General features: G+C 63.5%; 27 protein-coding genes and 1 pseudogene. 15 read left to right on the top strand and 13 right to left on the bottom strand.

Annotated elements, in window-relative coordinates; all coding sequences use genetic code 11:
* Positions 1 to 173 precede the first annotated feature (173 nt).
* Both R9B85_RS01330 and R9B85_RS01335 read left to right on the top strand, forming a co-directional pair.
* Positions 174 to 728: a DUF6708 domain-containing protein gene (locus tag R9B85_RS01330; protein WP_243432512.1), complete on the top strand. Its 555-nt coding sequence runs from the start codon at positions 174 to 176 to the stop codon at positions 726 to 728.
* 328 nt (positions 729 to 1,056) lie between these two features.
* Complete coding sequence (locus tag R9B85_RS01335; RefSeq protein ID WP_423770752.1) at positions 1,057 to 1,884, top strand: DUF6708 domain-containing protein; 828 nt, start codon at positions 1,057 to 1,059, stop codon at positions 1,882 to 1,884.
* Between the two features lie 25 nt (positions 1,885 to 1,909).
* On the opposite strand, the gene R9B85_RS01340 is transcribed toward R9B85_RS01335, so the two are convergent.
* Positions 1,910 to 2,803 carry a DUF2950 domain-containing protein gene (locus R9B85_RS01340; protein WP_112252954.1) on the bottom strand — a complete coding sequence of 298 codons (894 nt, stop codon included), beginning with the start codon at positions 2,801 to 2,803 and terminating at the stop codon, positions 1,910 to 1,912.
* The gene (locus R9B85_RS01345) at positions 2,800 to 4,263 is read right to left on the bottom strand and encodes a DUF3300 domain-containing protein (RefSeq protein WP_112252955.1); all 1,464 of its coding nucleotides are present in this window, start codon (positions 4,261 to 4,263) and stop codon (positions 2,800 to 2,802) included. The genes R9B85_RS01340 and R9B85_RS01345 overlap by 4 nt, the downstream gene beginning before the upstream one ends.
* A gap of 329 nt (positions 4,264 to 4,592) precedes the next feature.
* On the opposite strand from R9B85_RS01345, the gene R9B85_RS01350 reads away from it, so the two are divergent.
* On the top strand, positions 4,593 to 4,844 hold the full coding sequence (locus tag R9B85_RS01350) for a hypothetical protein (RefSeq protein WP_215521278.1): 252 nt from the start codon (positions 4,593 to 4,595) through the stop codon (positions 4,842 to 4,844).
* Between the two features lie 81 nt (positions 4,845 to 4,925).
* A complete protein-coding gene (locus R9B85_RS01355) occupies positions 4,926 to 5,645 on the top strand; it encodes a TorF family putative porin (RefSeq protein ID WP_112252957.1) in 720 nt (239 codons plus the stop codon).
* Here R9B85_RS01355 and R9B85_RS01360 read toward each other — a convergent pair.
* Entirely contained in the window at positions 5,642 to 6,514 is an 873-nt protein-coding gene (locus R9B85_RS01360; protein ID WP_112252958.1) for a DMT family transporter, read from the bottom strand. The two genes, R9B85_RS01355 and R9B85_RS01360, sit on opposite strands and share 4 nt — an antisense overlap.
* A 99-nt stretch (positions 6,515 to 6,613) precedes the next feature.
* A complete protein-coding gene (locus tag R9B85_RS01365; RefSeq protein ID WP_423770753.1) occupies positions 6,614 to 7,024 on the bottom strand; it encodes a RidA family protein in 411 nt (136 codons plus the stop codon).
* A gap of 228 nt (positions 7,025 to 7,252) precedes the next feature.
* Between R9B85_RS01365 and R9B85_RS01370 the strand changes: the two genes are divergently transcribed.
* The gene (locus tag R9B85_RS01370; protein WP_112252960.1) at positions 7,253 to 7,573 is read left to right on the top strand and encodes a hypothetical protein; all 321 of its coding nucleotides are present in this window, start codon (positions 7,253 to 7,255) and stop codon (positions 7,571 to 7,573) included.
* A 46-nt stretch (positions 7,574 to 7,619) separates the two neighbouring features.
* Here R9B85_RS01370 and R9B85_RS01375 read toward each other — a convergent pair whose 3' ends face one another.
* On the bottom strand, positions 7,620 to 7,832 hold the full coding sequence (locus R9B85_RS01375; RefSeq protein ID WP_112252961.1) for a PLDc N-terminal domain-containing protein: 213 nt from the start codon (positions 7,830 to 7,832) through the stop codon (positions 7,620 to 7,622).
* A 220-nt stretch (positions 7,833 to 8,052) separates the two neighbouring features.
* The gene (locus tag R9B85_RS01380; RefSeq protein WP_423770754.1) at positions 8,053 to 8,523 is read right to left on the bottom strand and encodes an FAD/FMN-containing dehydrogenase; all 471 of its coding nucleotides are present in this window, start codon (positions 8,521 to 8,523) and stop codon (positions 8,053 to 8,055) included.
* Positions 8,524 to 8,684: 161 nt separating this feature from the next.
* Between R9B85_RS01380 and R9B85_RS01385 the strand changes: the two genes are divergently transcribed.
* Positions 8,685 to 9,692, top strand: a complete 1,008-nt coding sequence (locus R9B85_RS01385; protein ID WP_375149495.1) for a GlxA family transcriptional regulator — start codon at positions 8,685 to 8,687, stop codon at positions 9,690 to 9,692.
* Between the two features lie 148 nt (positions 9,693 to 9,840).
* On the opposite strand, the gene R9B85_RS01390 is transcribed toward R9B85_RS01385, so the two are convergent.
* Entirely contained in the window at positions 9,841 to 10,524 is a 684-nt protein-coding gene (locus R9B85_RS01390; RefSeq protein ID WP_133972030.1) for a TetR/AcrR family transcriptional regulator, read from the bottom strand.
* A gap of 139 nt (positions 10,525 to 10,663) precedes the next feature.
* The gene (locus R9B85_RS01395; RefSeq protein WP_215521276.1) at positions 10,664 to 11,548 is read right to left on the bottom strand and encodes an SMP-30/gluconolactonase/LRE family protein; all 885 of its coding nucleotides are present in this window, start codon (positions 11,546 to 11,548) and stop codon (positions 10,664 to 10,666) included.
* Between the two features lie 196 nt (positions 11,549 to 11,744).
* On the opposite strand from R9B85_RS01395, the gene R9B85_RS01400 reads away from it, so the two are divergent.
* The 4 genes from R9B85_RS01400 (at position 11,745) to R9B85_RS01415 (ending at position 15,765) form a co-directional block, all read left to right on the top strand.
* The gene (locus tag R9B85_RS01400; RefSeq protein WP_326434201.1) at positions 11,745 to 12,725 is read left to right on the top strand and encodes an aliphatic sulfonate ABC transporter substrate-binding protein; all 981 of its coding nucleotides are present in this window, start codon (positions 11,745 to 11,747) and stop codon (positions 12,723 to 12,725) included.
* 16 nt (positions 12,726 to 12,741) lie between these two features.
* Entirely contained in the window at positions 12,742 to 14,133 is a 1,392-nt protein-coding gene (locus tag R9B85_RS01405; protein WP_112252528.1) for an LLM class flavin-dependent oxidoreductase, read from the top strand.
* Positions 14,134 to 14,239: 106 nt separating this feature from the next.
* Complete coding sequence (locus R9B85_RS01410) at positions 14,240 to 15,076, top strand: bifunctional allantoicase/(S)-ureidoglycine aminohydrolase (RefSeq protein WP_013972924.1); 837 nt, start codon at positions 14,240 to 14,242, stop codon at positions 15,074 to 15,076.
* Positions 15,077 to 15,165: 89 nt separating this feature from the next.
* A complete protein-coding gene (locus R9B85_RS01415; RefSeq protein ID WP_112252529.1) occupies positions 15,166 to 15,765 on the top strand; it encodes an START domain-containing protein in 600 nt (199 codons plus the stop codon).
* A gap of 71 nt (positions 15,766 to 15,836) precedes the next feature.
* Here R9B85_RS01415 and R9B85_RS01420 read toward each other — a convergent pair whose 3' ends face one another.
* From R9B85_RS01420 to ggt, 3 genes are all read right to left on the bottom strand, one after another.
* Positions 15,837 to 16,073 carry a hypothetical protein gene (locus R9B85_RS01420; RefSeq protein ID WP_112252530.1) on the bottom strand — a complete coding sequence of 79 codons (237 nt, stop codon included), beginning with the start codon at positions 16,071 to 16,073 and terminating at the stop codon, positions 15,837 to 15,839.
* A 189-nt stretch (positions 16,074 to 16,262) separates the two neighbouring features.
* The gene (locus R9B85_RS01425) at positions 16,263 to 17,144 is read right to left on the bottom strand and encodes a LysR substrate-binding domain-containing protein (protein ID WP_112252531.1); all 882 of its coding nucleotides are present in this window, start codon (positions 17,142 to 17,144) and stop codon (positions 16,263 to 16,265) included.
* A 70-nt stretch (positions 17,145 to 17,214) separates the two neighbouring features.
* Complete coding sequence (ggt, locus tag R9B85_RS01430; RefSeq protein WP_423770755.1) at positions 17,215 to 19,005, bottom strand: gamma-glutamyltransferase; 1,791 nt, start codon at positions 19,003 to 19,005, stop codon at positions 17,215 to 17,217.
* Positions 19,006 to 19,112: 107 nt separating this feature from the next.
* On the opposite strand from ggt, the pseudogene R9B85_RS01435 reads away from it, so the two are divergent.
* Positions 19,113 to 19,286: pseudogene (locus R9B85_RS01435) on the top strand (ankyrin repeat domain-containing protein); the annotation flags it as partial.
* Between the two features lie 171 nt (positions 19,287 to 19,457).
* On the opposite strand, the gene pobA reads toward R9B85_RS01435, so the two are convergent.
* Positions 19,458 to 20,645 (bottom strand): 4-hydroxybenzoate 3-monooxygenase, encoded by a 1,188-nt coding sequence (pobA, locus tag R9B85_RS01440; protein ID WP_112252533.1) that lies wholly within the window; start codon positions 20,643 to 20,645, stop codon positions 19,458 to 19,460.
* Positions 20,646 to 20,817: 172 nt separating this feature from the next.
* Between pobA and R9B85_RS01445 the strand changes: the two genes are divergently transcribed.
* The 3 genes from R9B85_RS01445 (at position 20,818) to R9B85_RS01455 (ending at position 23,200) form a co-directional block, all read left to right on the top strand.
* Positions 20,818 to 21,696 (top strand): helix-turn-helix domain-containing protein, encoded by an 879-nt coding sequence (locus R9B85_RS01445; RefSeq protein ID WP_112252534.1) that lies wholly within the window; start codon positions 20,818 to 20,820, stop codon positions 21,694 to 21,696.
* 186 nt (positions 21,697 to 21,882) lie between these two features.
* Positions 21,883 to 22,281, top strand: a complete 399-nt coding sequence (locus R9B85_RS01450) for a MerR family transcriptional regulator (protein WP_112252535.1) — start codon at positions 21,883 to 21,885, stop codon at positions 22,279 to 22,281.
* Positions 22,282 to 22,300: 19 nt separating this feature from the next.
* Positions 22,301 to 23,200, top strand: coding sequence for a hydroxymethylglutaryl-CoA lyase (locus R9B85_RS01455; protein ID WP_112252536.1), 900 nt, complete (start codon positions 22,301 to 22,303; stop codon positions 23,198 to 23,200).
* Positions 23,201 to 23,732: 532 nt separating this feature from the next.
* Here the strand turns inward: R9B85_RS01455 and R9B85_RS01460 are convergent.
* Positions 23,733 to 24,251 (bottom strand): MgtC/SapB family protein, encoded by a 519-nt coding sequence (locus R9B85_RS01460; RefSeq protein ID WP_112252537.1) that lies wholly within the window; start codon positions 24,249 to 24,251, stop codon positions 23,733 to 23,735.
* 236 nt (positions 24,252 to 24,487) lie between these two features.
* Between R9B85_RS01460 and R9B85_RS01465 the strand changes: the two genes are divergently transcribed.
* Positions 24,488 to 24,727 (top strand): DUF3203 family protein, encoded by a 240-nt coding sequence (locus R9B85_RS01465; RefSeq protein WP_423770756.1) that lies wholly within the window; start codon positions 24,488 to 24,490, stop codon positions 24,725 to 24,727.
* Positions 24,728 to 24,761 lie beyond the last annotated feature (34 nt).

The raw sequence follows: 24,761 nt of genomic DNA on the forward strand, positions 1-24,761 counted from the left end.
AGGATCTGCCTGGCCCAGCCACTCCTCCAGTCGTTGACAGGAATTTGGGCAGGCAGATACCAAACCATCAAGATACGATTTACCTTGAAGTGCCTCGCCACCCTATTTCACCTAGAGGTATCCTCTCGGCGCTCTCTCTACCTGCGGCCATATTTACGCTGCAGGTTCCTCATATGATCTTCAAAAGCTGGAGTATTGGCAGCATTGAGCTAGTCATTATTGGAGTTTTTGTGCTGCTCCTTGGCGTTTGGTGTACGTTTTTTGGATTCCAAGTTGATATATGTCCCCCTCGCGACCTACCCATCAGGTTCAACCGTGCGCGCCAGAAAATCTACGCCTACAACTTCAAACGCCAATGGTGGAACCCCCTCGACAAAGGCCAGGTCGTGCCGGTCAGTTACGACTGGTCCCAAGTCCGTGCCGAGCGCTGGTCACAAGCCGGCGCCCTGCCAAACGGCGGGATCATTTTCAAATGGGGTGTCATGCTGTCCATCGTTGCGCCAGGCACGAACAACGTCATCGACCGTTTTCACCTGAGCACCATGGGTGCCGACCAACATGCCTGGGCCTACATCTGCACCTACATGCAGGAAGGCCCCTCAGCCCTGCCACCACCCGGGGAACCCAAGGATCACAACGATGTGCTCTGGTGTGAGTTCGCGCTGCGCCTAGCACCCCGAGTAGTGTGGCCAGCGGAAATGGATCTGGAGTCGAGAACCGCCCCCTGAGCTTACTGTCTTGCGCTGCTCGCTCCGGCCCAAACCCAGGTAGGCCAGCTTCCACCGGTACTACGCGTGACTTGAAGACAATGCGGTCAATGTGGGAGCGGGCATGCCCGCGAACACCGGCGCAGCCGGTGCCATGCATCGCGCTGGATTCTTTGCGGGCACGCCCGCTCCCACAGGGGTTATATGGTCGGCGCCGTGGGGTCGTCCCCCAGCTACTGTCGCAGATGCCCGACCACGATCCGCAGGTAATGGGTGTCATCCGCGACGGGAGCTCCAGCATCCAAGGATCATTGCCACTGTCCGACCACCACACGATTCAGGCCACCGGATGCGCCCAATTTATTGCAAAAAGAAAACAATCTACGTACCAGCAGGAATGACAAACAATGAGCCGCCCAAGACTGCCCCCCCCTGCACTGGCTGGCAAGAGGACTTGCCATCGCCCTTCGATGCACCGACTTTAGAACCTGGCTTGGCTCCCCATACGCCGAACTTTCAAGATGATATTTACCTCGAGATTTGTCGCTCAGCAATGGCGTATCGTGGGATCGTTTCGATATTGGCACTTATCTTTCTGATTTCGATCCTGGTTGACCTTCCTTGGGTGATCAGGCATACAAACCCAACGGACATCGAGAGTGTTCTTCAGGAAATCATCATGCTCTCATTGTCAGCATGGTGCACTGTTGTCCTGTTCCGGGCAGATCTCTCAGCGCCCCGAGACCTGCCCATTCGATTCAACCGGGCCCGTAATAAAATCTACGCCTACAACTTCAAGCATCAGTGGTGGAACCCCTTCGACAAGGGCAAAGTCGTACCGGTCAGTTACGACTGGTTCCAAGTCCGCGCCGAGCGCTGGTCCCAGACCGGCGCACTGCCAAACGGTGGATTAATTTTCAAATGGGGTGTCACACTCTCCATCGTTGCCCCAGGCACAAACAATGTCATCGACCGTTTTCCTCTGGTCACGATGGGCGCCAATGAGCATGCCTGGGCCTACATCTGCACCTACATGCAGGAAGGCCCCTCAGCCCTGTCGCCACCAGGCGAACCCAAAGACCACAACGATGCGCTGTGGTGTGAGTTCGCCCTGCGTTTGGCACCGAAGGTAAACTGGCCGTCCGAGATGGATCTGGAATCGAGAACAGCCCCATGAAGCGTGGCGGGGTAATCCGAGCGGCTCAATCCCCCGTCGGCACGTCTACCACCTTCCAGCTGTCATCCGGATCGAAGCGTTTCATCTCTTTGGCCAGTTTGTCGCCGTGCGGCCCGAGATCTTTCTCGAATACCTCGCCGTCATGGCTGATCATGAAGCTCATCACCCCGGTATCGTCGTACTTGGCCGGCCAGGCAACCATGGCGAAGCCGCGGCTCATCTGGTTACCGATCAGGTAGCTATAGGCACCGCCTGGAGCGGATGGGCCTTGTGCGTCGAGGATGCGGAAGTGGTAGCCATACCAGGCGTCGCCGACCATGTCCTGGCCGAACAGCGGGCCCAGCGGGCTGACCTGGCCATCGCCGTCGTCGTCCCAGTACAGCCCGTCATGCTTGCCGGGCTCGCTGAATATCTTCTGCGCGTACTCCAGCGCACCGTTGCCGTTGTGGTCCTGGGTGGCGTAGTCCATCTGCGCATCGTGGTAGGCCAGCATCGATTGCATGGCACCCAGTTCATTACGGCCAATACGCCGGGCACGGATTTCGGCGCTGCCGGCCTTGAGGTCGAAACGCCAACCCTCGCCGCCTTTGGTCAAAGGTATGGGCAACGTCCAGTGATCACTGCCCACCGCGAGGATGGCCTTGTTTGCCCCCGACATGTCGATGCTGTGCTGCGCGCGATACTGCGCCAGGAAGGTGTCAACATCACTGCGTTGCACACCGCCGCGCGGTATGTAGGTACGCCAGTCATCGCCCAGCAATCGGGCCAGGCGGGCTTCATCAGGTTTCTCCTCGCCCAGCGCCGCAACAAAGGATTCCACGGCCTTTTCCGGTGTCGGGAAGGCCTCTTGCGCAGCCGTCTGGGTTGACCAGGCCAGGCCGGCTGCGATCACCAGCGCCGCTATCGATTGACGGTTCATCGGCGGCCCCCTCCCCCGCGGCGTGCGGGCGCACTGGGCCGGGAAATCTGGTGCCCGGCGGCACGCGATGCGCTCGGGCGCTGGGCGAACGACTGGCTGGTGCGACCACGATTGGCCTGCGCACTGGTGCGTGAGGGTGAACGCACGCCGTCAAAAGCATTGTTACGCGCCCGGCCGGCGGTATTGGAAGGCCGGTTTTGCGCAAGCTGCCGCCCCTGGCCTTCGCCCTGCCTGCGCTGGTTCACCTGGTTGCTCTGCTGCCGAGCCTGGGTGTTGCGGGTTTCCTGCCGGCGGTCGGTTGCCCTCGGGTTGTCGCTACGGGGCTGCATGCGGTTGCCGATAGAATTGCCCGCCTGCGCCTCGCGCATCTGCTGGCGTGCCTGGCGGTTGCTGGTGGCTGGCCGTTCGATGCCAGCCCGGTCCATCGACGCCCTGGCCTTGTCCCGCGCCTGGGCGCGCTGGGCGTCGTCACCGCGGAAGGCAGTACGCTGGGTAGCGCCGTCCAGTTGGCGACCGTACTGCTGGCGGCTGCGGGAGTCGCGGTACGGTACGCCGTCGCGGTTGGCGGCGTTGTGTTGCCATTTGTTCTGGTTGTTGGTGATGCGGTTGTTGGCGTTGATGTTGTTGTAGCGGTTGACGTCGATGTCGATATCGTTGTTGCCCCAGTCACAGTCACCCCACAGCGAGGCAACGATCGCCACGCCGGTACCGAAGGCCAGGCCTGCCACCAGCGCGGAACCGGGGTAGTACATGGGTGGTGGCGGGTAGTATGCCGGCGGCGAAGCCGGGTAGGCCCAGGTGCCGTAAGTGGTGGTCGGGTTATAGCTGGGCACATACACCACTTGGGGGTCGGCCGGCTCGATGATGATGGTGGTGGGCGGGCTGCTGGCTGTAACCACCTGGGCGCTGCTACCGCTGGAGGCCGGTGCCGGTGCCGGGGCGGCCTGCACGGTCACGTTCTGGTACTGGTTGCTTTGCAGGTTGCCGGCGGCCTGGGCCTGGTGACGCAGGCGCTGCACGCCGCCCATGACATCGTCAGGCTGCGCGAGGAAGGCGTCGCCCAGGCGCTGCACCCAGACCGGGTCCTGCCCCAGGGTTGCCAGCACCTGCGGGAAGGCCACCAGCGCTTGTACGCTTGGGTCCCATGGCTGGTTCGCCACCTTCTTGACGGCATCGTCGCCGGTGGCCTTGGGGTTGGCCTTGGACCAGGTCACCGCTTCGCTCACTTGCCCCGGATAAGTGGAGGCCATCAATACCTGTGCCAGCAGCGCATCGGGGTACAGCGCGATGGGCGCAAGCATCTGGTCCAGTTGCTCCTGGGTGAACACCGGGTCCTTGGCCGCGACCGTGTCGGCTTGTGGTGCCGGGTCCGGGGCGGGTACATCCTCTGCCTGCACCGGAGCAGGCGCGGCATTCAGATACAGGATTACCAACAGGACCGCTGTCAATGGGATGCGCATCGCTTCTCTCCATGAGATCAGACCGCGTGGGTTAAGGGTAGCAATGGCGCTGCTTTTGACCAGATGCGAGTGCGCGAAATTTTCGTGTTCCAAGGGTGGGAGTGGTTGCTGCCTTTGAATCCATGACAAGGCTGGGCTGAGATCTGTAATTGACTGTACCGGTCCTTTCGCGGGCACGCCCGCTCCCACAGGTACTCCACATTATTCAAACCCGTGTTGAACCCATCGATAGTCACTATCGAGAATGGCAATTTCTGCCGAACGACATGGCCGAATAACCTAGCTCCATCGACTCGCCGCCCACCACCCCGGCCCCTTGGAGCTACCTGATGAACACCTTGGCCCGCCTGCTGTCCGCCACCCTTGCCGCTATTGCCATCGCCATCATCAGCGGCTGTGCCAGCCACCCCGAACTGCGCCCCTACACCGCCGAAGAAACCCGTCAACTGCAACTGGAATCCTTGCAACGCCGTGGCCTGTCGCTTGACGACTACGAGCAGCAACGGCGGGTAATCCAGCGTGCCGGCAACCTGCCTGTGGTGACCGAAGCTGCCGACGCCGACCGTTCGACCAAAGGCTGAGTGGGCCAGCCAGCGGTTCCCTCCCGTTACCTGCACAGGTATGCTCTACCGCTCAATCGCAAGCCTTCCAGGACGGAGACCATGACCAGGCCCCTTCTGTTGCTGAGTGCTGCACTGCTGTTCAGCCCCGTGCTACTGGCCCAACAGATCAAACGCGAACTGGGCGGCTTCGACTTCACGCTCGGCACCACACCCTCACGCAGCATGGCCCAAGGGCTGATATCTCCCAGCGCCATCGGTGCGTTCCACGGCGGCCTCGACTTCAGCCACCCCAACGGTTGGTACCTCGGCCAGTACGCCCCGAGCATGGGCGTGACGCCCGACTCCACCTTGAGGCTGGACAGTTACCTGGGCTACAAGCACCAGTTCGACAGCAGCCTGGGCTACGAGGTGGGGTTGATCCACTATAGTCAGCCAAACATCGCTGGCCCCGACAGCTATGCCCTGTACGGTGGCGTTTCGGTGCTGGGCAGCCGTTTCGGTGGGGCGCTACGCGACAACCCCGATAACCGCACCGGCACGCTGTTCGCCGACTTCGGCCAACTGCCGCTGTTTGAGGTCGACCTGAGCGTCAAGCTAGCCCATCACCGCCTGGGTACGCCATTCACCATTGATGGTGGCAGCCAGGTGCATGCCTTTTCCGATTGGTCGCTGGAGCTCTCCCGACCCTGGCTCGGCATCGACCTGAACCTGATCTACAGCAACTCCAACCTCAGTGGTGGCGGGTGTGATGCGTATTCGGGCATCAACACCTATTGCGACAGCATGGTCACGCTCAAGGCGCAACGCAGTTTCTTTTAACGCCGCGATGCCAGCGCCAGGGCAATACCGCCCAACACCACCACGCACGCCACCAGCAAGCGCAACGACAATGGCTCGCCGATCAGGCCAACCCCGCCCAACGCTGCAATCACCGGGACGCCAAGCTGCATGGTCGCCGCCTGCTGCGCGCTGATTTGCCTGACCACGCTGTACCACACGGCATAGCCCGCACCCGAGGCCAGCATCCCGGAACCCAGCGCATACAGCAAGCCAAGCGGGCTCAGGTGCCAGCCGGCACCCATTAACAACATCGGCGACAGCAATACCAGGCACGGCAGGCTCCGGGCGAAATTGCCAGCGGTGTCGGCCAGCGGCCGGGGTGAGCCTTTGCCCAGCAGCGTGTACACGCCCCAGGCCACGCCGGACAGAGCCATCAACAAGGCGCTGGCGAAGGGGGGCGCCGCGGTACCGGGCAGCAGCAGCACCAGCAGGCCGGCAAAGGCGATCAGCATGCCCAGCAGCATCCGCGCGGTGACAGGTTCGCCTTTGTACCAGGCGAAGCCGAACATGGTGATCTGCACCGCGCCGAACAGCAGCAAGGCACCCGCGCCTGCGCCCAACTGCAGGTACGCCGCAGAAAACAGGAATGCATAGAGGAACAGCGCCAGGCCGCCACGCCAGCTGCCCCCCATGGCAAGCGCGGGTTTGCGCAGGCGGATCAACAGCAGCAGGAACAGTGCACCACTGGCCAGCCGCACCACGGTGAAGGACGCCGGGTCGATGGCCCCATCCTTCAGCGCGAGCCGGCAGAACACCGAGTTGGCAGCGAAGGCCGCCAGGCTGAAAAGTGCAGGCCAGACCCAGGCCCGGGCCTTGCGGCCGGTGAGCGTTGTGGTGCCGGTGCTCATGGTGTGGTCACCTCTGAGATCAATGGTTGCCATGCTGGTAGGGCGAGCACCGATATACAACATAGTGTTTATCTGACGCCAGCACCGAATCGCCCGGGCCTATATCGCTGCCAACGCCTCGATCTCCACCAGCATGCCGTCCAGCGCCAGCCGGGGTACCGGTATCAGCGTACAGGTCGGTTTCATGCCTGGGCCCCAGGCCTTGTCAGCCTCGGCTACCCACTCATGCAGGCGCGTTTCGGAATGCTCGACGATCAGCAGGGTCAGCTTGAACACCTGGGCCAGGCTGGCGCCTTTCGACTCCAGGGCAATCTCCAGGTTGGCCAGCGCCTGACGCGCCTGCTCGGCGAACAGCGGTGACAGCCGCCCGTTGCGATCCTCCCCGCCCTGGCCGGCGATGAACAGCAGGCGGCTGTCGGCACGAACCTCGGCGACATGGGAATAGGCATTGCCGCTGGGGTCGTACAGGCCATCGGGATTGCTCAGCTGGAACGCGGTTGAATGGCTCACGATAAGCCCTCGATCAGTTGGAGGAGGGACGGAGTATCGAACCTTGAGTCAACTTGAGGTCAAGCGCGGCTTTCAGGAACAGGCTTGCCCGCGAAGCAGGCGCCAGGTGTAAGACGTTTCGCACAGCGCGCTGGCTTCCTTGAACCACGCGTCTGTATGCGCAGTGGCCGCCAGGCGCTAGATTGCAAGGCCCCGGCATGGAGGCCTGCATGCAACAAGGAAAACACCATGAGCAAACATCAATTTCTACTCGCCTACACCATCAAGCCACGCGATCCGGATGCGGATGAATATGATGCGGCACAGGCACGCCAGCATTTGCGCGAGAACATCGGGCTGGATACCGTCGAACACATCGAAACCACCCTTTTGGGGCAGGTTCAGCTAGACAGCGTCACACCTGTTGGCCGGGCCAACGAGGCCGAACGGTGGATCCGCGATCTAATCCACGCGGAGCTCAAGCGCCTGCGTGTGCTGACGAGTGTAAAATTCTATGGCTGCCTGATGGTCGACGGCCTGGGGTCGGCGATCCGTTTCAGCATCGTCTAGCGCAAGGGCCGGCATCAGGCGCCCCCGCGCCTGATGTCGCGCACTGTCATTTTTCCTCCAGCACCGCCCTGCCCTTCACCGCCCGGGGGCCACGCCAGGCCCAGAACAGCAAGCCTGGGAATGGCGCGTAGACCACGAATACGATCCACAGCATCTTGCGCTCGGCGCGCCGGTCACTGCCGATGATGTGCCAGATGGCCCAGATTTCCAGCAGAATCACAAAGGCCGCGATGATGATCCAGATCGTTCCGATTTCCATGAGCGCTCTCCCATTTGGCATGTAATGGGTTGGGTTGCAGAGGCTGCCGAGGGTTCAGATTGATTTGCCTGGCGGCATGGCACCGCGGCCCTTTGTAGGAGCGGCCTTGTGTCGCGATGGGCTGCGCAGCAGCCCCAGGATTTTTGCCCTACAAAGGACCGCAGGGGGCTGCTGCGCAGCCCATCGCGACACAAGGCCGCTCAGGGTGCAGTAACCGCTCTCAATGCCGTGGTGCAGTCTCCAGCGCCGCCTTCAACGCCGGCGCGTCGGCAAATGCCCGCTGGCTCACCAGCTTGCCCTGTTCCAGTTGCAACCACTGCACCTGGCCATCCTGCCCGGGATAACGGCTGGCCACCCGCCCGTCGCGGTCGAGCAGCACCCGGTAGTTGTAATCGCGCATGACGGGGATGGCGAACAGCTTGCTGATCAGCGCCGGCATGCGCTGGATGTCGGCAACGAACACCGCATTGCGCGCTTCCAGATACCCCTCGGGCTGGTCGGCCAGCGCCGCCTTCACCAGCTTGGCACCATCCATGTCGCGCGCCACCAGCAAGATTTGCGTACCGGCGTCGAGGCTGCAGGCCTGGTCGTGCTGGTCGAGCAGCGTCCACGGCGCGAGCCTGTCGCCCGGTTCCAGGGCATTGGCCAGCAATGGCATCAGGCAAAGCAACAGGGCAGTGGCGTACTTCATCAAGGGCATCCTCAGTGACGGGAGCATCAGCATAGCGGCAACGGGCCAGGCCAGACAGGTTGTCTGAACACGACCTGGAACACGACACGGCCACCCGGGAGATTGTCTTTCCCCCGGCCACCCGCCACACTCTCGAGGCCAGCCAGCAAGCGGAGTCCAGAGTGCCCACGCCACGCCAGTTCAGCAAGAAGACCAGTACCAGCAACATGCTGCGGCTGAAGTCCACCAGCGCCAATGCCCAAGCCCCCTATCGGGTCGATTTCGTATTGCTCGAACACTTTTCGATGGCCAGCTTCACGGTGGCCATGGACGTGCTGGTCACAGCCAACCTGCTGCGCGCCGACAGCTTCCGGTTCACCCCGCTGTCGCTGGATGGCGACCGCGTGCTCAGCGACCTGGGGCTGGAGCTGGTGGCCACCGAGTTGTCTGCCGAGGCGCTGAATGAGCTGGACCTGCTGGTGATCTGCGGCGGCCTGCGCACGCCATTGAAGTACCCCGAGCTTGACCGCCTGCTGGGCGATTGCGCGGCCCACGGCATGGCCCTGGGCGGGTTGTGGAACGGCGCGTGGTTCCTCGGCCGCGCCGGGGTGCTGGACGACTATGGCTGCAGTATCCACCCCGAACAGCGTGCCAGCCTGTCCGAGCGCAGCCCGCAGACGCGGATTACCCCGGCCAGCTTCACCCTCGACCGCGACCGCCTCAGCGCTGCCAGCCCCAATGGTGCCATGGAGCTGATGCTTGGCCTTGTGCGCCGGTTGTATGGCGACGGCCTGGCCGAAGGCGTCGAGGAAATCCTGTCGTTCTCTGGTGCCCGCTACCGCCAGGTCGGCCCGGGCGCGAAGAAGTCCATGAGCCTGCATTTGCGCACCATCGTCGAACTGATGGAGAACAACCTCGAGGAAACCCTCAGCCTCGACCAGCTGGCCGCCTACAGCGGGCGTTCGCGCCGGCAGATCGACCGCCTGTTCCAGGCCCAGCTGGGCACCTCGCCGCGCCGTTACTACATGGAGCTACGCATCACCAAGAGCCGCCGGCTGTTGCAGTATTCCGACCTGTCGGTGATGGAGGTGGCAGTGGCCTGCGGGTTTGTTTCGGTGTCGCACTTCAGCAAGTGCTATGCGGCCTACTTTGGCTACCCGCCGTCGCGTGAGCAGCGGTTGGGCGAGTGAGCAGCAAGGCTTCATTCATGTGTCGCCTGAGCCGGCCCTTTCGCGGGTAAACCCGCTCCCACAGGTGCTGTGCAAATCTTTGGGACAGCGGTGATCCCGTGGGAGCGGGTTTACCCGCGAAGAGGCCGGCCCAGGCAATGGAAAACTTTCAGGGGCGGCGCTCGATCTGGATATACCGCAACACCGCATCACAGATCATGGCCTTGTGACGCGCCTTGACCTGCTCGTCGGACAGGTCGATCTGGAAGATCTCGCCAAAGGTGTGGCGGTTCGAAACCCGATAGAAACAGAACGAGCTCATCAGCATGTGCAGGTCGATGACCTCGATGCCGGCGCGGAACACACCTTCCTGCACCCCACGGCGCAAGGTATTGCCCAAGGCCTCGAGCACCAGGCTGCTCATTTCGCGAATCGCCGGCGACTGCTTGACGTACTCGCCGTAGTGGATGTTTTCGGTGCAGATGATCCGCACGAAATCGACGTTGCGGTCGTGGTGATCGAAGGTGAACTCCACCAGCCGGCGGATCGCCTGCTCGGCCGGCAGCGACTCCAGGTCCAGGCTTTGCTCGGTCTTGCGGATATCGCCGTACAGCTTGATCAGGCACTCGCAGTACAGCTGCTCCTTGCTGCCGAAGTAGTAGTAGATCATGCGCTTGGAAGTGGCGGTGCGCTCGGCAATGGCGTCGACGCGGGCACCGGCCAGCCCTTGCTGGACGAACTCGTTGATGGCGGCCTGGAGGATGTCCTCGCGCGTTTTCTCGGGGTTGTTCTTGCGCGTCTTGCGCCCCCCTTCGGTTTCAGGCTGGCCGAGGCTGACTACGGAATCACTCATACCCACTCACAGGCTGTTTATTGGAATGGGGGGATTATCCGTGAGCGCAGCCATGCAGGGAAGCGCGCTGTTGGTCGGGTGGCCACCAGCCACGGCTACTGGCCATCTGCAAACGGCGCCTGCCCAGCCAGGCGCCGGGTCAGTCGCGCTGGGCGGTATTGCGCTCCAGCGGCGGTGTCAGGTGCAGCACGCGGTTGCGCCCGCCTTCGGCCAGCAGGTAGCCCCCCTTGCCATCGGCGACGATCGACTGGGGCGCCTTGAGGAACGACAGCACGGTCTGTCTCGAGCCGTCGGCATCGATGCGCAGCAGCCGGGCTCGGTGGGTGTTGTCTTCGCTGATCCACAGGCCGCGCTGGTCGCAGAACAGGAACGTCGGGTTGCGCAGGCCATCGACCACCACCGGGTCCCGGCCATCGTGGGACAGCGCGCGGACCTTGCCGTAGGCCTTTTCGGTATACAGCAAACGCCCATCGCTGCAGCGGGTCAGGCCTTCGGTTTCGGTCAGGCCGGAGCGCAGCACATCGAGCTGGCCGCTGCGCCAGTCATAACGCATCAAACGGCCATTGCCCTTGCGGTCCTCGATGGCGTACAGGTGCTCACCGTCGTTCCACAGGCCCTGCACGCTCTCGCCGTCGAACAGCCGCGTGACCTGGCCATCGCGGGCCAGGCTGACCGGGGCCAGCCCGCCTTCCTGGCTGAACACCCAGCCACCCTGCGCTGCCACCATGCCGTCTGGCTTGGACAAGTTGTCGATGACTACCACCCGGTCGCCTTCAGCGGTAATCCTGAGGATGCTGCCACGGCCATCATCCAGTTCACGGCTGACCAGCAGGCTGCCATCGGCTTGCGGCAGCAGCGACGCGGCCTTGGTCACATCGCGGTGCAGCACCTCGACGTCCCAGCCGGAGGCAGCCTGGACCGGGTAGAAACTCTGCCAGGCAAAGAAGCCCAGGGTGGCGGTGAGCAGGCCGGCGGTTGCGGCCAAGGCAATAGGAGTGCTGCGCTTGCGCAGGATGTGCAACATGTAGGGCTCCTCGGGAATGCCGGGGAGCCTAGCAAGCGAATGTGAAAAAAATGTCGAAACGGACCAATCGTTACAAAACAAAAGGATATAAAAATAACAAAACAATCTAACCAACAGGAATATAAAAATTGAAAGCCAAACGCCACCTCCTTAGTCTGGGCACATCGTTTCCCTTCCAGCTCAAGGAGCAATGCCCATGCCCGCCCGTGCCTTCTCCCCCCTGCGCCGCCTGTTGATCGGCGGCTTGCTGGCCAGTGTCGCCAGTACCCTGTTGCCCTGGTCCCAAGCCCTGGCTGACGAAACCAGCACTCTGCGCATCGGTTACCAGAAGTTCAACAGCATCAACATCCTCAAGGGCAGCGGCGCCCTGGAGAAGGCCCTGGCGCCACAAGGGGTGAAAGTCAGCTGGCACGAGTTCGCCGCCGGCCCGCAGTTGCTCGAAGCCTTGAGCACTGGCGCCATCGACCTCGGCCATGCCGCCGACGCACCCTCGGTGTTCGCCCAGGCCGCAGGCAAGCCAGTGGTGTACCTGGCCGCCGAGCAACCCTACCCACGCGGCATCGGCCTGGTGGTACGCGAGCAGGACCACCTGGCCAGCGTGCAAGACCTCAAGGGCAAGCGCGTGGCCACTGGCCGCGGCTGGAACGCCCAGTACCTGCTGGCCGTTGCCCTGCAACAGGCCGGCCTCAGCTATCAGGACATCACCCCGGCCTATGTCAACAACGCCGCCGATGCCGTGGCCGCCCTGCAATCGGGCAGCGTCCAGGCCGTGACCCTGTGGGACCCGTTCCTTGCCGCGGCAGAAAGCCAACCGGGCCTGAAGAACCTGCGCGATGGCAGCGGTCTGTCCAACAACCGCACCTTCTACCTGTCCACCGCCAGCTTCGCCGACCAGCATCGCGCCTTGCTGAAGACCTTCTTCGCCGAGCTGGGCAAGGTCAGCCAGTGGGCCAATGCCAAGCCTGCCGAAGTCGCCGCGCTGCTGGCTCCGCAACTGGGGATCAACGCCAGCGTGCTGCAAGTGGCCAGCGAGCGGCGCAACTACAACGCCGTGGCCATTACCCCGCAGATCGTTGCCGAGCAACAGAAGCTGGCCGATACCTTCCAGGGCCTAGGCCTGATTCCACGCAAGCTGCAGGTAGCCGACGCGGTCTACCCGGCTTCCGTGTTGCCTTGAGCGGAGCACGCCCACCATGCCCCGCCCGATCCGCTTCAACGCCTTCAGCATGAATGCCGCCAGCCACCAGTCCCCCGGCCTGTGGCGCCACCCACGTAACACCAGCGTTGCCTTCAACCGCCTGGACTACTGGACCGACCTGGCCCGCCTGCTTGAACGCGGCCTGTTCGACGCCCTGTTCATCGCCGATGTGCTGGGCATCTACGACGTCTACCAGGGCGGCCCCGAAGCCGCCCTGCGCGGTGGCGTGCAGGTGCCGGTCAACGACCCGCTGCTGCTGGTGCCGGCCATGGCCGGGGTTACCGAGCACCTGGGCTTCGGCGTCACCTTCTCGCTCACCTACGAACACCCCTACCCCTTCGCCCGGCGCATGTCCACGCTCGACCACCTGAGCAATGGCCGGGTCGGCTGGAACATCGTCACCGGCTACCTCGACAGCGCCGCGCGCAACCTGGGCCTGGCGCGCCAGCTGGGCCACGACCAGCGCTATGACCTTGCCGAGGAATACCTGCAGGTGCTGTACAAACTATGGGAAAAAAGCTGGGAGGAAGACGCGGTGCTGCTGGAGCGTGACAGCGGACGCTATATCGAACCTGCCCGAGTGCACCCCATCAACCATGTGGGTGAACACTTCCAGGTGCCAGGCATGCACCTGTGCCAACCTTCGCCGCAACGCACGCCAGTACTGTTCCAGGCCGGTGCTTCGGCACGCGGCCAGCAGTTCGCGGCGCGGCACGCCGAGTGCGTGTTCATCAGCGGGCCGACGCCCACGGTACTGCGCCGCTACGCCGACGGTATCCGCCAGGCCAGCGAGGTGGCCGGGCGTGGCCGGGACGAGGTGCTGATCTACGCCCAGGCGCTGTTGATCGTTGCCCCCACCCGTGAGGAGGCCGAGGCGCGCTTCGCCGAGTACCGCAGCCATGTAGACCTGGATGCTGCCCTGGCGCTGCTGTCGGGCTGGACCGGCATCGACTTTGCCGGCCTCGACCCCGATGCGCCGATCGAATACGTCGAGAACGATGCCGGCCGCGCAGCCCTGGCCGCCTTCACCGCCGCCGACCCGAACCGCCGCTGGACCGTGCGCGAGGCTGCCGAATTCATTGGCCTGGGTGGCCGTGGGCCGGTGCTGGTGGGTGCTGCCAGCGAGGTGGCCGACCAGCTGGAAAGCTGGCTGGACCAGACCGGCATCGATGGCTTCAACCTGACCTACGCAGTGCAACCGGACGACCTGGCCCATGTGGTCGAGTTGCTGGTGCCCGAGCTGCAACGCCGTGGCCGCTACCCGCTGAGCTATGCCGAAGGCACCTTGCGCCACAAGCTTTTCGGCCAAGGCGACCGCTTGCCGGAAGAGCACGCAGGCCGACAAGTACGCATTCAACCGGCAAATACCGGGTATTCCAACATTTAATTTGTGGATGGCACACACTCGACCCTATTCTGTCGCCACATCCCCTGCGCCGCACCGGCCGGTGCGGTTCACGGCATGGGGAGAGAACAACAAGTCGAGATCGTCCATGTCGAACCATTCCTACTTCGCCCCCCACGGTGGGCACCCGGCTCAGACCGAGCTGCTGACTGACCGTGCCATGTTCACCGAAGCCTATGCCGTCATCCCCAAGGGCGTGATGCGTGACATCGTCACCAGCCACCTGCCGTTCTGGGACAAGATGCGTATGTGGGTCATCGCTCGCCCGCTGACCGGTTTTGCCGAAACCTTCTCCCAGTACATCGTCGAAGTGGCCCCGGAAGGCGGTAGCGAACGCCCTGAGCTGGACCCGAACGCCGAAGCCGTGGTGTTCATCGTCGAAGGCGAACTGGACATCACCGTCGAAGGCAAGCACCACACCCTGGTACCGGGCGGCTACGCCTTCCTGGCCCCAGGCGCCGAGTGGAGCCTGCGCAACAACAGCAAGTCCAACGTCACCTTCCACTGGCTGCGCAAGCACTACCAGAAGGTCGAAGGCCTGGACGTTCCCGAGTCGTTCGTTACCCACCGTGACAACGCCACCGTCATCGAAATGCCGGGCACCGAAGGCCGCTGGGTCACCACCCGCTTCGTCGACATGGCCGACATGCGCCACGACATGCACGTGAACATCGTCACCTTCCAGCCGGGCGGCGTGATTCCGTTCGCCGAGACCCACGTGATGGAACACGGCCTGTACGTGCTGGAAGGCAAGGCGGTGTACCGCCTGAACCAGGACTGGGTCGAAGTGGAAGCCGGCGACTTCATGTGGCTGCGCGCCTTCTGCCCGCAAGCCTGCTACGCCGGCGGCCCAGGCAAGTTCAGCTACCTGCTGTACAAGGACGTGAACCGTCATGTGCACCTGACGCTGAACCCTAAGCGTTAAGCCCAGGCTGATGCCCGAAAGCCCGCCAACCTGGCGGGCTTTCTGTTTGCCGCGCATACTGAAACACCCATCCCCGCGCGGTACCAGCCATGAACCGCTGCCTGCTGCTCGCCGCCCTGCTGCTGTGCACGCCCGCCCCGGCCGCCGATGACTGGAACCTGGCCTACGACCGCGAAGGCATCCGCGTGTATCTGAGCGCCGCCCCCGACTCGCCCTACCAGCAATTCCGTGGCATCAGCACCATGAATGCCAGCGTTCGTACACTCACCGACCTGCAGGAGAACCTGCGGGTGGCCTGCAAGTGGCTGTACGCCTGCGCCGAGATGCGCTTGCTGGATGTACAGGGCGAAAACACCTGGATATACCTGACCACCAACCTGCCGTGGCCGACGATGCCGCGCGACATCGTACTGAAGGTGACCACCGAGCGGCTTGACGACGGTACCTTGGTGCGGCACCTCAGCGCCGATCCGGGCCGTTTGCCCGAAGAGCCCGGGCTGATCCGCGTGCAGCACTTGTCGGGCGAATGGATCATGAAGCCGCTGGGCAAGCGCAAGACCGAGGTGATCTACCAGTTGCAAGCCGACCCGGCAGGGGATGTGCCGGGTTGGCTGGCCAATCGGTTCGTGGTGGATGCGCCGGTGGTAACCCTCAGAACCCTGAGGGCCGTAGCCGAGCGTCAGCCATGAGGCCCACTTCGCGGTAGTCAAGCGCCCCGGCAAATGCTTGCCGGAGAGCCGCCCGCCAGAATGCCCGGGCTTCAGTCAAACTCGAAGGACGGGTTGCAATGACCGACTTCAGTCGGGTAGGTGCCGTCGGGGCAGGGTGTGCTTGGCACGCCAATGCTGCGGATGGTCCGGCGCCGGGCTTCAGGCTGCTCGGTAGACGCTGCAGTCGTTTCGCTGACAGCAGTATCCGCATCTTCAGGCTCGTTGCCATGGGCTACCTGAACCAGGCCCGCGGCGGCCAGCAAGGTTATGAATGCAATCTTTTTCATAGGGTCTCCGGAATGAGATCAAAGGGGGGCGGAGCAGATCCTATGCTCGGCCCAGTCTGGATGGCTTTAGCCAGAGTCCCCGCAAATCAATCAGAAACCCGCCCCTGCCTTGTGGGAACGATCGAGGCAACAGTCATAGTCCCAAGGCAATCGACGCGTCACCGAACCCCGCTACCGCATTTGCAGCGCTCAGATGCCGCCACCCGCCAACAATTGCGTCATCACTTCGGCCAACGCCTTGACCATCACATCCGCCGTCGGCCGGTGGACGATGACAATTTCATAGCTGTCGACCTCCGGCAGCCCTTGCCCTGCCCCCAGCACCCGGTGCTCGCCAGTCGCCGCCCGTGGCGGCAGCAGGCTGATGCCCATGCCATCGGCGACCGCGGCCTGGATGCCGCTGAGGCTGGAGCTGGTGAAGCTGATGCGCCATCGCCGGCCCATGCCTTCGATGGCGGTGATCATGTCGTCGCGGTACAGGCCGCGGGGCGGGAAAGTCACCAGCGGGATCGGGTCCAGTTCGAAGGCCGGTGTGCGCGCGCTGTCGATCCACTGCAGGCGCTCGGGCCAGCAGGCCACGCCTTCGCGGCTGTTACGCCGCTGCTTGAGCAACACCAGGTCGAGCTCGCCGTTGTCATAGGCCTGGCTGAGGTCGCGGCACAGGCCGCTGGTCACTTCCAGCTTCACCTGCGGGTGCAGCCGGCTGAAGGCCGACAGCGCATTGGTGGTACGCCCGCCCACGAAGTCCTCTGGCACGCCAAGGCGCACAGTCACGCCAACCATCGCCCCGGCCAGGGCTTCGAGCATCTGGTCGTTGAGCGCCAGCATGTGCCGGGCGTAGCCGAGCAGGGTCTGCCCGGCATCGGTCGGCAGCACATCGCGATTGCCGCGCACCAGCAGGCGGTGGCCAACCATATCCTCCAGGCGGCGCACCTTCTGGCTGATGGTCGATTGGGTGGAGTGCAGGCGGGCAGCAGCCGTGGTGAAGCTGCCGCAATCGGCCACCACGACAATGGCGCGCAGCAGGTCGAGGTCGAACAGGGCCCTATTCGATTTCAAGCTGATTGACATCTTGATATTCAACTTCTGAATGGCAAGACTGACTTCTATCACGCCACCTGCTGCACCGCAACGCGCACTGCTAGTCGCCGACCGCTACCCCTTCGCGCCGAGGGTCGGCACCGCCCAACCAGCCCTTGCCACTGCGCTGGATGATCTGCATACCGCTGGTCATGGTCATCGGCGTCACCTCATGCCCCCAGGCTGCCAACTGCCGGATCAGCGCCGGGCTGGCCAACCCCGCCTCCACTTCGGTGCCGGCATTGCGGCTGCCGAAGTTGGGCAGGCCGGCGGCCTGCTGCGGGTCGAGCTGCCAATCCAGCAGGCCGATCAGCGCCTTGTTCACGTAGCCGATGATCTGCGAGCCGCCAGGCGAGCCCAGGCTGGCCACCAGCTCGCCGGAGGCTTGCGAGAACACCAGGGTCGGCGCCATGGCCGACAGCGGTCGCTTGCCCGGTTGCACCCGGTTGGCCACGGGCTTGCCTTGTTCCCGGGGGATGAACGAGAAGTCGGTCAGGTGGTTGTTGAGCAAAAAACCCTTGACCATCAGGTGCGAGCCGAACGCCGCTTCCACCGAAGTGGTCATGGCCAGGGCCTGGCCGCTATCGTCCACCGCGCTGAGGTGGGAGGTGGAAATGCGCAGTGGCGAGCGGTCGGGCGCCAAGGCCAGGTCGGCGCCCTGCGGCTGGCCCGGGCGGGCGCGCTTCATGCTGTACTCGCCAACCAGCGCTGCGCGGCTGGCCAGATAAGCAGGGTCGGTCAAGGCCTTGAGCGGGACCGGCACGTAATCGCTATCAGCCAGGTATTGGGCGCGGTCGGCGTAGGCCAGGCGTTCGGCCTCGGCAACCAGGTGCACCGCCAACGGCGGCGCCTCCAGGCCAGCCGGGGACGAAGTCGCTACAGGCCGCAGCGCCGACAGATCGCGTTGTGGCGAGGCGCGCTGCACGGCTTCGAGAATTCCCAGAGTCTGTAGCACCGTCACCCCACCCGATGATGGTGGCGGCATGCCGCAGATGCGCCAGGCCTTGTAAGGCCCGCATACCGGCTCGCGTTCCTTGGCCTGGTATTGCTGCAGGTCCTGTAACGACAGATAACCGGCATTGGCGTGGCCACGGACCTTGGCCACCATGGCTTCGGCGATTTCACCGGTGTAGAACGCATCAGCGCCCTGCTCGGCAATCTGCTCGAAGGTTTGCGCAAGCTCGGGGTTGCGCAAGGTAGTCCCGACCGCCAGCGGCTTGCCCTGTTCATCCAGGAAGTAGCGGGCCATGGCCGGTGACCGGGCGATGAACGGGTCGCCCGCCACCAGGGCGTGAAGGCGTTCGGAAACCGCGAAACCGTTGCGTGCCAGGGCAATGGCCGGGGCGAACAGGTCGCGCCAGGGCAGCTTGCCGTGCTGCTCATGGGCCAGCTTCAGGGCACGCAGAATTCCCGGTACACCCACCGAACGCCCGCCGATCTGCGCAGCCCTGAATGGCATCGGTGAACCATCGGCTTGCAGGAACAGGTTTTCCGTCACCGCCGCCGGGGCTGCCTCGCGGCCATCGAAGGCCTGCACGCGCTGGCCATCCCAGTAAAGGATGAACGCTCCGCCGCCGATGCCGCTGGATTGCGGTTCGACCAGGGTCAGCACCATCTGCATGGCGATGGCCGCGTCGATGGCACTGCCACCGGCAAGCAGCATCGCCCGCCCCGCTTCGCTGGCCAGCGGGTTGGCAGCTGCGGCCATGTGCCGGCTGGCATGCACTGGTTGCAGGCCAGTGCGGTAGCCGGAGGCCAGTTCCGGTGGCGCCGGCAGCACCTGATCGGCGCAGGCCCAGCCACTGGCGGCTACCAAGCACAAGGCGCCCATCAGGGGGGCGGGGAATGTCATCGTTAAGCTTCCTGCCATTACCTATTCAGCAACGCACTGTGGGTCATGCACAAACTTGACTTCAAGCCCTGGCGTGTTTTTTCTAGGATGCGGGCAGGACACCGAGGAGCTTGCTGGAGGCGGTGATCCTCGGCGACGGTGGGCCGCGGCATGTAGAGACCGTGCGCCGGCTGCTGGCGGCCGGGGCAGATCGGCAGATTGCCGACAAGGATGGAGTGACTGTGCTGGAGCATGCGCGGCAGCGGGGGTATCGGGAGATGGAGGCTTTACTCGCCCGCTGATTTCAAGCCAGGCAATGCCCTTGTAGGAGCGGCCTTGTGTCGCGAAAGGGCCGCAAAGCGGCCCCGGCAATTTTGCAGGAATGCGAAGATCCCGGGGGCGCTTCGCCCCCCTTTCGCGACACAAGGCCGCTCCTACAGGAATTGCGCGTTGGCCAGGCTTTCACCTGCAGGTCAGGCCACTTCTTCGAACGGCAGCCCTACATAGTTCTCGGCAATGTTCACCAGCCCCGCCGGCGAGGTCAGGAAATACTCGCGGTCGGCCTCCTGCATCTTCTGGTCCCAGGCGTCCTTGTGGCTGCCGAAGTCATGCAGCAGCTGGGTCATGAACCAGCTGAAGCGCTCGCCTTTCCAAACCCGGCGCAGGGCCAGCGGCGAATACTGCTGCAACAGGTCGGTGCGCCCTTCGCGGTACACCTTTAGCAGGATGCGGTACAGGTAGTTGACGTCCGATGCCGCCAGGTTCAGGCCCTTGGCACCGGTCGGCGGGACGATGTGCGCGGCGTCACCGACCAGGAACAGGTGGCCATACTGCATCGGCTCGACCACCAGGCTGCGCAGCGGCGCGATGCTCTTTTCCAGGGCCGGGCCGGTGACCAGGCGTGCAGCCACGTCTTCGGGCAAGCGTGCCTTGAGCTCCTGCCAGAAACGCTCGTCGGACCATGCCTCCACCTGCTCTTCCAGCGGCACCTGCAGATAGTAGCGGCTACGGGTGTGCGAACGCTGGCTGCACAGCACGAAACCCCGTTCGTGGTGGGCATAGATCAGTTCGTGGTTGACCGGCGGCGTGTCTGACAGCATGCCCAGCCAGCCAAACGGGTAGACCCGCTCGTACAGCTTGAGGATGCCCTCGGGGATGCTCTGGCGGGAGACACCATGGAAGCCGTCACAGCCGGCGATGTAGTCGCAGTCCACCCGGTGCACCTGGCCGTCTTTTTCATAGGTCAGGTAGGGCCGTTCGCCCTTCAGTTCGTGCGGCTGGACGTTGCTTGCCGAATAGACGATCGGCGCGCCGCTGGCTTCACGTGCCTGCATCAGGTCACGGGTGACTTCGGTCTGGCCGTACACCATTACCGTCTTGCCACCGGTCAGGGCCTTGAGGTCCAGGCGTTGGCGGCGCCCGCCGACCAGCAACTCGACACCCTCGTGTACCAGGCCCTCACGGTCCATGCGCTCGGCCACCCCGGCTTCACGCAGCAGGTCGACCGTGCCTTGCTCCAGTACCCCGGCACGGATGCGACCGAGCACGTATTCGGGCGTCTGGCGTTCGACGATGAGCGTATCGATACCGGCCTTGTGCAGCAGTTGGCCGAGCAGCAGGCCAGACGGACCTGCACCAATAATTGCGACCTGAGTTTTCATTGTTGTTGTCTCTGTGCGGACGATGCCGGCCCTGGACTGGCAGTGGGGCGGCATCTGCTGTTAGGGTTTGCCTTTGCATTTTTACTGGCAAAAACAGCCATGGAAGTGTGCTATTCCATGTATAACCTGCACTTTTACAAAAAACGTTCGATTAACGGACAGGCCTGTACGCATGAAATTCACCCTCCCCGGCGTCCCCCTGTTCAAGCTCTATGGCGAAAACCAGGCCTGGCCCGGCACCGATCTGCTGCACTGCGAGTCGATCCCGGCGCGTAGCCGTTTGCACCACTGGGAAATCAAGCCGCACCAGCATGCCGAGCTGTTTCAGTTGCTGTATGTGCAGCGTGGCCGGGCCGAGGTGGAGATCGAGGGGGGGCGCAGCGCCATCAGCGAAGCGGCGATCCAGGTGGTGCCGCCAATGACCGTGCACGGCTTTCGCTTCAGCGCCGACATTCAGGGGCATGTGTTGACCTTTGGCACGGCACTGGTGGCCAACCTGGAGCAGCGCCTGGGTGCGCCGCTGGCAGTGCTGGCAAAGGCGGCCTGTTACCCGCTGGGCCGCGACCGGGTTCGCCTGCGCAGCCTGATCGAGACTCTGCAGCAGGAGTACCAGGGCAACGCCCCGGCGCGGGCGGCCTTGCTCGAAGCACTGGTGACGGCGCTGATGGTGTGGATCAGCCGCCGCCAGCAACAGGGGCAGGCGCCGCGCAACCGCGATGAACGGGACCGCCAGTTGCTGGGGCAGTACCTGCGCCTGGTCGAGGCGCACTACCGTGAGCACCTGTCGGTGGAAGACTTTGCCGCGCGGCTGAATATTCCGAGTTTGCAGCTGAACCAGCTGTGCCGGGCGCTGAGTGGGCAGACCGCATTGCAGGTGGTGCACCAGCGGTTGCTGCTGGAGGCGCGGCGCAACCTGATCTATACGCGGATGAGCATCGGGCAGTTGTCGGATAGCCTGGGGTTTACCGACCCGACGTATTTTGCCCGGTGGTTCAAGCGGTTGAGTGGGCAGACGCCGAATGGGTATCGCAGGTCGGGGTTGTCTGAGTAATTTTTCGCCTGTGCTGGCCTCTTCGCGGGTAAACCCGCTCCCACATCCTCAAGACCTGTGCACTTCCTGTGGGAGCGGGTTTACCCGCGAAGAGGCCAGTACTGGCAACACTCATCTCGCGCCCCTGCTTGACGTATACGTCAACCTGCCCTCAGGATACCCGCATACCCCACGCCGAGCCCCAGCATGAGCACCCAGACCTACAGTATTTCCGACCTGTCCCGCGAGCTGGACATCACCACCCGCGCCATCCGCTTCTATGAGGAACAGGGCCTGTTGAGCCCCGAGCGCCGTGGCCTGGAGCGTATCTACTCGGCGCGTGACAAGGTCAGTCTGAAGCTCATCCTGCGCGGCAAGCGCATCGGCTTTTCGCTGGCCGAATGCCGCGAGCTGATCGAGCTGTACGACCCCTCCAGCGGCAACCTCAAGCAGCTCAACAGCATGCTGGCAAAAATCGCCGAGCGCCGCGCCCAGCTGGAACAGCAGATGCTCGACATCCACCAGATGCAGCTGGAGCTGGACACCGCCCAGGAGCGCTGCGAACAGGCGCTGGCTGCCACCCTGAACAACAACGACAACCGCTGAACGCCACAGGAAACCCGCCATGCCCTTGCCCAAACACGTCCGCCTGGTCGAAGTTGGCCCCCGCGACGGCCTGCAGAACGAAGCCCAACCCATCAGCGTTGCCGACAAGGTGCGCCTGGTGGACGACCTCACCGAAGCGGGCCTGGCCTATATCGAAGTGGGCAGCTTCGTCTCGCCCAAGTGGGTGCCGCAGATGGCCGGCTCCGCCGAAGTGTTCGCCGGCATCCACCAGCGCCCAGGTGTCACCTATGCGGCGCTGGCCCCCAACCTGCGCGGCTTCGAGGACGCCCTGGCCGCAGGCGTGAAGGAAGTGGCGGTGTTCGCGGCCGCCTCCGAAGCCTTCTCGCAACGCAACATCAACTGCTCGATCAGCGACAGCCTCAAGCGCTTCGAGCCGATCATGGAAGCCGCGCGCAACCACGGTGTGCGCGTGCGCGGCTATGTGTCGTGCGTACTCGGCTGCCCCTATGAGGGCAAGGTCAGCGCCGAGCAGGTCGCCCCGGTGGCCCGCGCCCTGCACGACATGGGCTGCTACGAAGTATCGCTGGGCGACACCATCGGCACCGGTACCGCCGGCGAAACCCGGCGCCTGTTCGAGGTGGTCGCGGCACAGGTACCGCGCGAGCAACTGGCCGGGCACTTCCACGATACCTATGGCCAGGCCCTGGCCAACGTGTATGCCAGCCTGCTCGAAGGCATCAGCGTGTTCGACAGCTCCGTGGCCGGGCTGGGCGGCTGCCCCTATGCCAAAGGCGCTACCGGCAATATCGCCAGTGAAGACGTGGTGTACCTGCTGCAGGGGCTAGGCATTGAAACCGGTATCGACCTGGACCGACTGATCGCCGCCGGCCGCCGCATCAGCAGCGTGCTGGGCCGCGACAACGGGTCGCGGGTAGCGCGGGCGCGCAGCGCGCAATAGGTCATACAGGTGTCACATTGGTGTGGGTGGAGTGTTACCGCCCCCACGTTTTGCAGCAAAAAATCGGGTAACAGGGAAACAAATCGGCAAAATTTCAGGCCGATCGATCTCGACCAAAATCGCTAAGTGCTTGATTTCAAAGGGATTGAAAAAGTTGGCACGCACCCTGCTATATCTCTGGCACAACAACAAAAAGAATGTGACACCCAATAAAAACAACAGGTAACGGCTCTGACATAACAAGAACAACACGGCAGAGGCGTAGCAAGCAGATTTTTTTGGAGTAGACACGCTTTTCAGGGGTACGCCCCGCGGTCTGGCACAGAACAATAAAACTACCTCAAGGTAGCGGCAGCCAGGTTCGGATCAGCAATGATGAAGGCAGGTCAGCGCTCAAAAAAATACGTTTGCTCTTGACCCCGCATGGGGGTCGCCCGCAACACCAGGACAGGCTGACAAAAACAACAACAGGCCGGTCCCAATAATAAAAAAAGAGCAGGCAACAACGCTTTGAGGGGAGCTTCGGCTCCCCTCAGTGCTTCCTGCCCTCTTCCTCCTCCTGCTTTCCCTCGTCCTGCCCTTCGAGCTTGTCCACCAGCAACGGCATCGTGCCCAGCACCAGCAGGGCCAGTATCGTGCTGATCAATGCCGTGGCTTCGCGGCCCATGCCGGCTGCCGTACCGATGGCGGCGGTCATCCACAACCCGGCGGCAGTGGTCAGGCCCTTCACATGGCTTGCGTCCTGGCCGTTCCCCTTGAGAATGGTGCCCGCACCAAGAAAACCGATACCGGCGACAATGCCCTGGATCACCCGGCTCAGCGCCTGCTCATTGGCCCCAGCCATGCTCGGCGCCAGCACGAACAGCGCGGCGCCCAGCGAAACCAGCATATGCGTGCGCACCCCGGCGGCCTTGCCCTTGTGCTCGCGCTCGAAGCCCAACACGGCGCCGAGCAGGGCTGCCATCAACAGGCGGACGAGGATTTGCGTGACTTCGCGAGCGTCGGTGATATCGGCGAATTCGGCCTGGATCGCTTGCCAGATGAGGTCCATTGCGGTTGTTCCCGTGCCTGACATTGGTGTTGCCAGGCCCGGCCTCTTCGCGGGTAAACCCGCTCCCACTGGGATCGCAACACCTGTGGGAGCGGGTTTACCCGCGAAGAGGCCGTGCCTGGCATCTACAAAGACTGACCTATGAACACAGCGCAAAGTGCCGCTCAGCTTCCTGATGCAGCAACCGCCCTCCCCCTGTGGTCCCACCCTGTAACCACTCCCAGGAGGACCACCCCATGCCCGTTGAAATCGACGAATCAACCCGCCGCTGCACCCTCATCGGTGAAGACCTGCGCGTCGAGGGTGATGGCCCGGACATCGAAATCGTCACCGACGAACAGCTGCGCATGTCAGTGGCCCTGCTCGCCGGCCAGCGCGTGCCCATTACCGAAGCAGAGGCCGATGCACTGACCGTCGCGGGTGCGGTGGATAGCCGCAGGCATCTGAAGGCCAGCACGCCAGGCTCGGTAATCTGAGGCCTGGCGGGGCTTGCCCGCAAATCTGATACGG

It is taken from the genome of Pseudomonas sp. NLJ1 (assembly GCF_049486705.1).
GTDB lineage: Bacteria > Pseudomonadota > Gammaproteobacteria > Pseudomonadales > Pseudomonadaceae > Aquipseudomonas > Aquipseudomonas inefficax.

Bases quoted from the DNA above. Each gene is read 5' to 3' on its own strand.
- R9B85_RS01455 (WP_112252536.1), top strand. From the start codon at position 22,301: ATGCCCTTGCCCAAACACGTCCGCCTGGTCGAAGTTGGCCCCCGCGAC.
- R9B85_RS01445 (WP_112252534.1), top strand. From the start codon at position 20,818: ATGAAATTCACCCTCCCCGGCGTCCCCCTGTTCAAGCTCTATGGCGAA.
- R9B85_RS01360 (WP_112252958.1), bottom strand. From the start codon at position 6,514: ATGAGCACCGGCACCACAACGCTCACCGGCCGCAAGGCCCGGGCCTGG.
- R9B85_RS01400 (WP_326434201.1), top strand. From the start codon at position 11,745: ATGCCCGCCCGTGCCTTCTCCCCCCTGCGCCGCCTGTTGATCGGCGGC.
- R9B85_RS01350 (WP_215521278.1), top strand. From the start codon at position 4,593: ATGAACACCTTGGCCCGCCTGCTGTCCGCCACCCTTGCCGCTATTGCC.
- R9B85_RS01395 (WP_215521276.1), bottom strand. From the start codon at position 11,548: ATGTTGCACATCCTGCGCAAGCGCAGCACTCCTATTGCCTTGGCCGCA.
- R9B85_RS01340 (WP_112252954.1), bottom strand. From the start codon at position 2,803: ATGAACCGTCAATCGATAGCGGCGCTGGTGATCGCAGCCGGCCTGGCC.
- R9B85_RS01345 (WP_112252955.1), bottom strand. From the start codon at position 4,263: ATGCGCATCCCATTGACAGCGGTCCTGTTGGTAATCCTGTATCTGAAT.
- R9B85_RS01370 (WP_112252960.1), top strand. From the start codon at position 7,253: ATGAGCAAACATCAATTTCTACTCGCCTACACCATCAAGCCACGCGAT.
- R9B85_RS01410 (WP_013972924.1), top strand. From the start codon at position 14,240: ATGTCGAACCATTCCTACTTCGCCCCCCACGGTGGGCACCCGGCTCAG.
- R9B85_RS01380 (WP_423770754.1), bottom strand. From the start codon at position 8,523: ATGAAGTACGCCACTGCCCTGTTGCTTTGCCTGATGCCATTGCTGGCC.
- R9B85_RS01335 (WP_423770752.1), top strand. From the start codon at position 1,057: ATGCGCCCAATTTATTGCAAAAAGAAAACAATCTACGTACCAGCAGGA.
- R9B85_RS01405 (WP_112252528.1), top strand. From the start codon at position 12,742: ATGCCCCGCCCGATCCGCTTCAACGCCTTCAGCATGAATGCCGCCAGC.
- R9B85_RS01460 (WP_112252537.1), bottom strand. From the start codon at position 24,251: ATGGACCTCATCTGGCAAGCGATCCAGGCCGAATTCGCCGATATCACC.
- R9B85_RS01355 (WP_112252957.1), top strand. From the start codon at position 4,926: ATGACCAGGCCCCTTCTGTTGCTGAGTGCTGCACTGCTGTTCAGCCCC.
- R9B85_RS01450 (WP_112252535.1), top strand. From the start codon at position 21,883: ATGAGCACCCAGACCTACAGTATTTCCGACCTGTCCCGCGAGCTGGAC.
- R9B85_RS01415 (WP_112252529.1), top strand. From the start codon at position 15,166: ATGAACCGCTGCCTGCTGCTCGCCGCCCTGCTGCTGTGCACGCCCGCC.
- ggt (WP_423770755.1), bottom strand. From the start codon at position 19,005: ATGACATTCCCCGCCCCCCTGATGGGCGCCTTGTGCTTGGTAGCCGCC.
- R9B85_RS01375 (WP_112252961.1), bottom strand. From the start codon at position 7,832: ATGGAAATCGGAACGATCTGGATCATCATCGCGGCCTTTGTGATTCTG.
- R9B85_RS01420 (WP_112252530.1), bottom strand. From the start codon at position 16,073: ATGAAAAAGATTGCATTCATAACCTTGCTGGCCGCCGCGGGCCTGGTT.
- R9B85_RS01330 (WP_243432512.1), top strand. From the start codon at position 174: ATGATCTTCAAAAGCTGGAGTATTGGCAGCATTGAGCTAGTCATTATT.
- R9B85_RS01465 (WP_423770756.1), top strand. From the start codon at position 24,488: ATGCCCGTTGAAATCGACGAATCAACCCGCCGCTGCACCCTCATCGGT.
- pobA (WP_112252533.1), bottom strand. From the start codon at position 20,645: ATGAAAACTCAGGTCGCAATTATTGGTGCAGGTCCGTCTGGCCTGCTG.
- R9B85_RS01425 (WP_112252531.1), bottom strand. From the start codon at position 17,144: ATGTCAATCAGCTTGAAATCGAATAGGGCCCTGTTCGACCTCGACCTG.
- R9B85_RS01390 (WP_133972030.1), bottom strand. From the start codon at position 10,524: ATGAGTGATTCCGTAGTCAGCCTCGGCCAGCCTGAAACCGAAGGGGGG.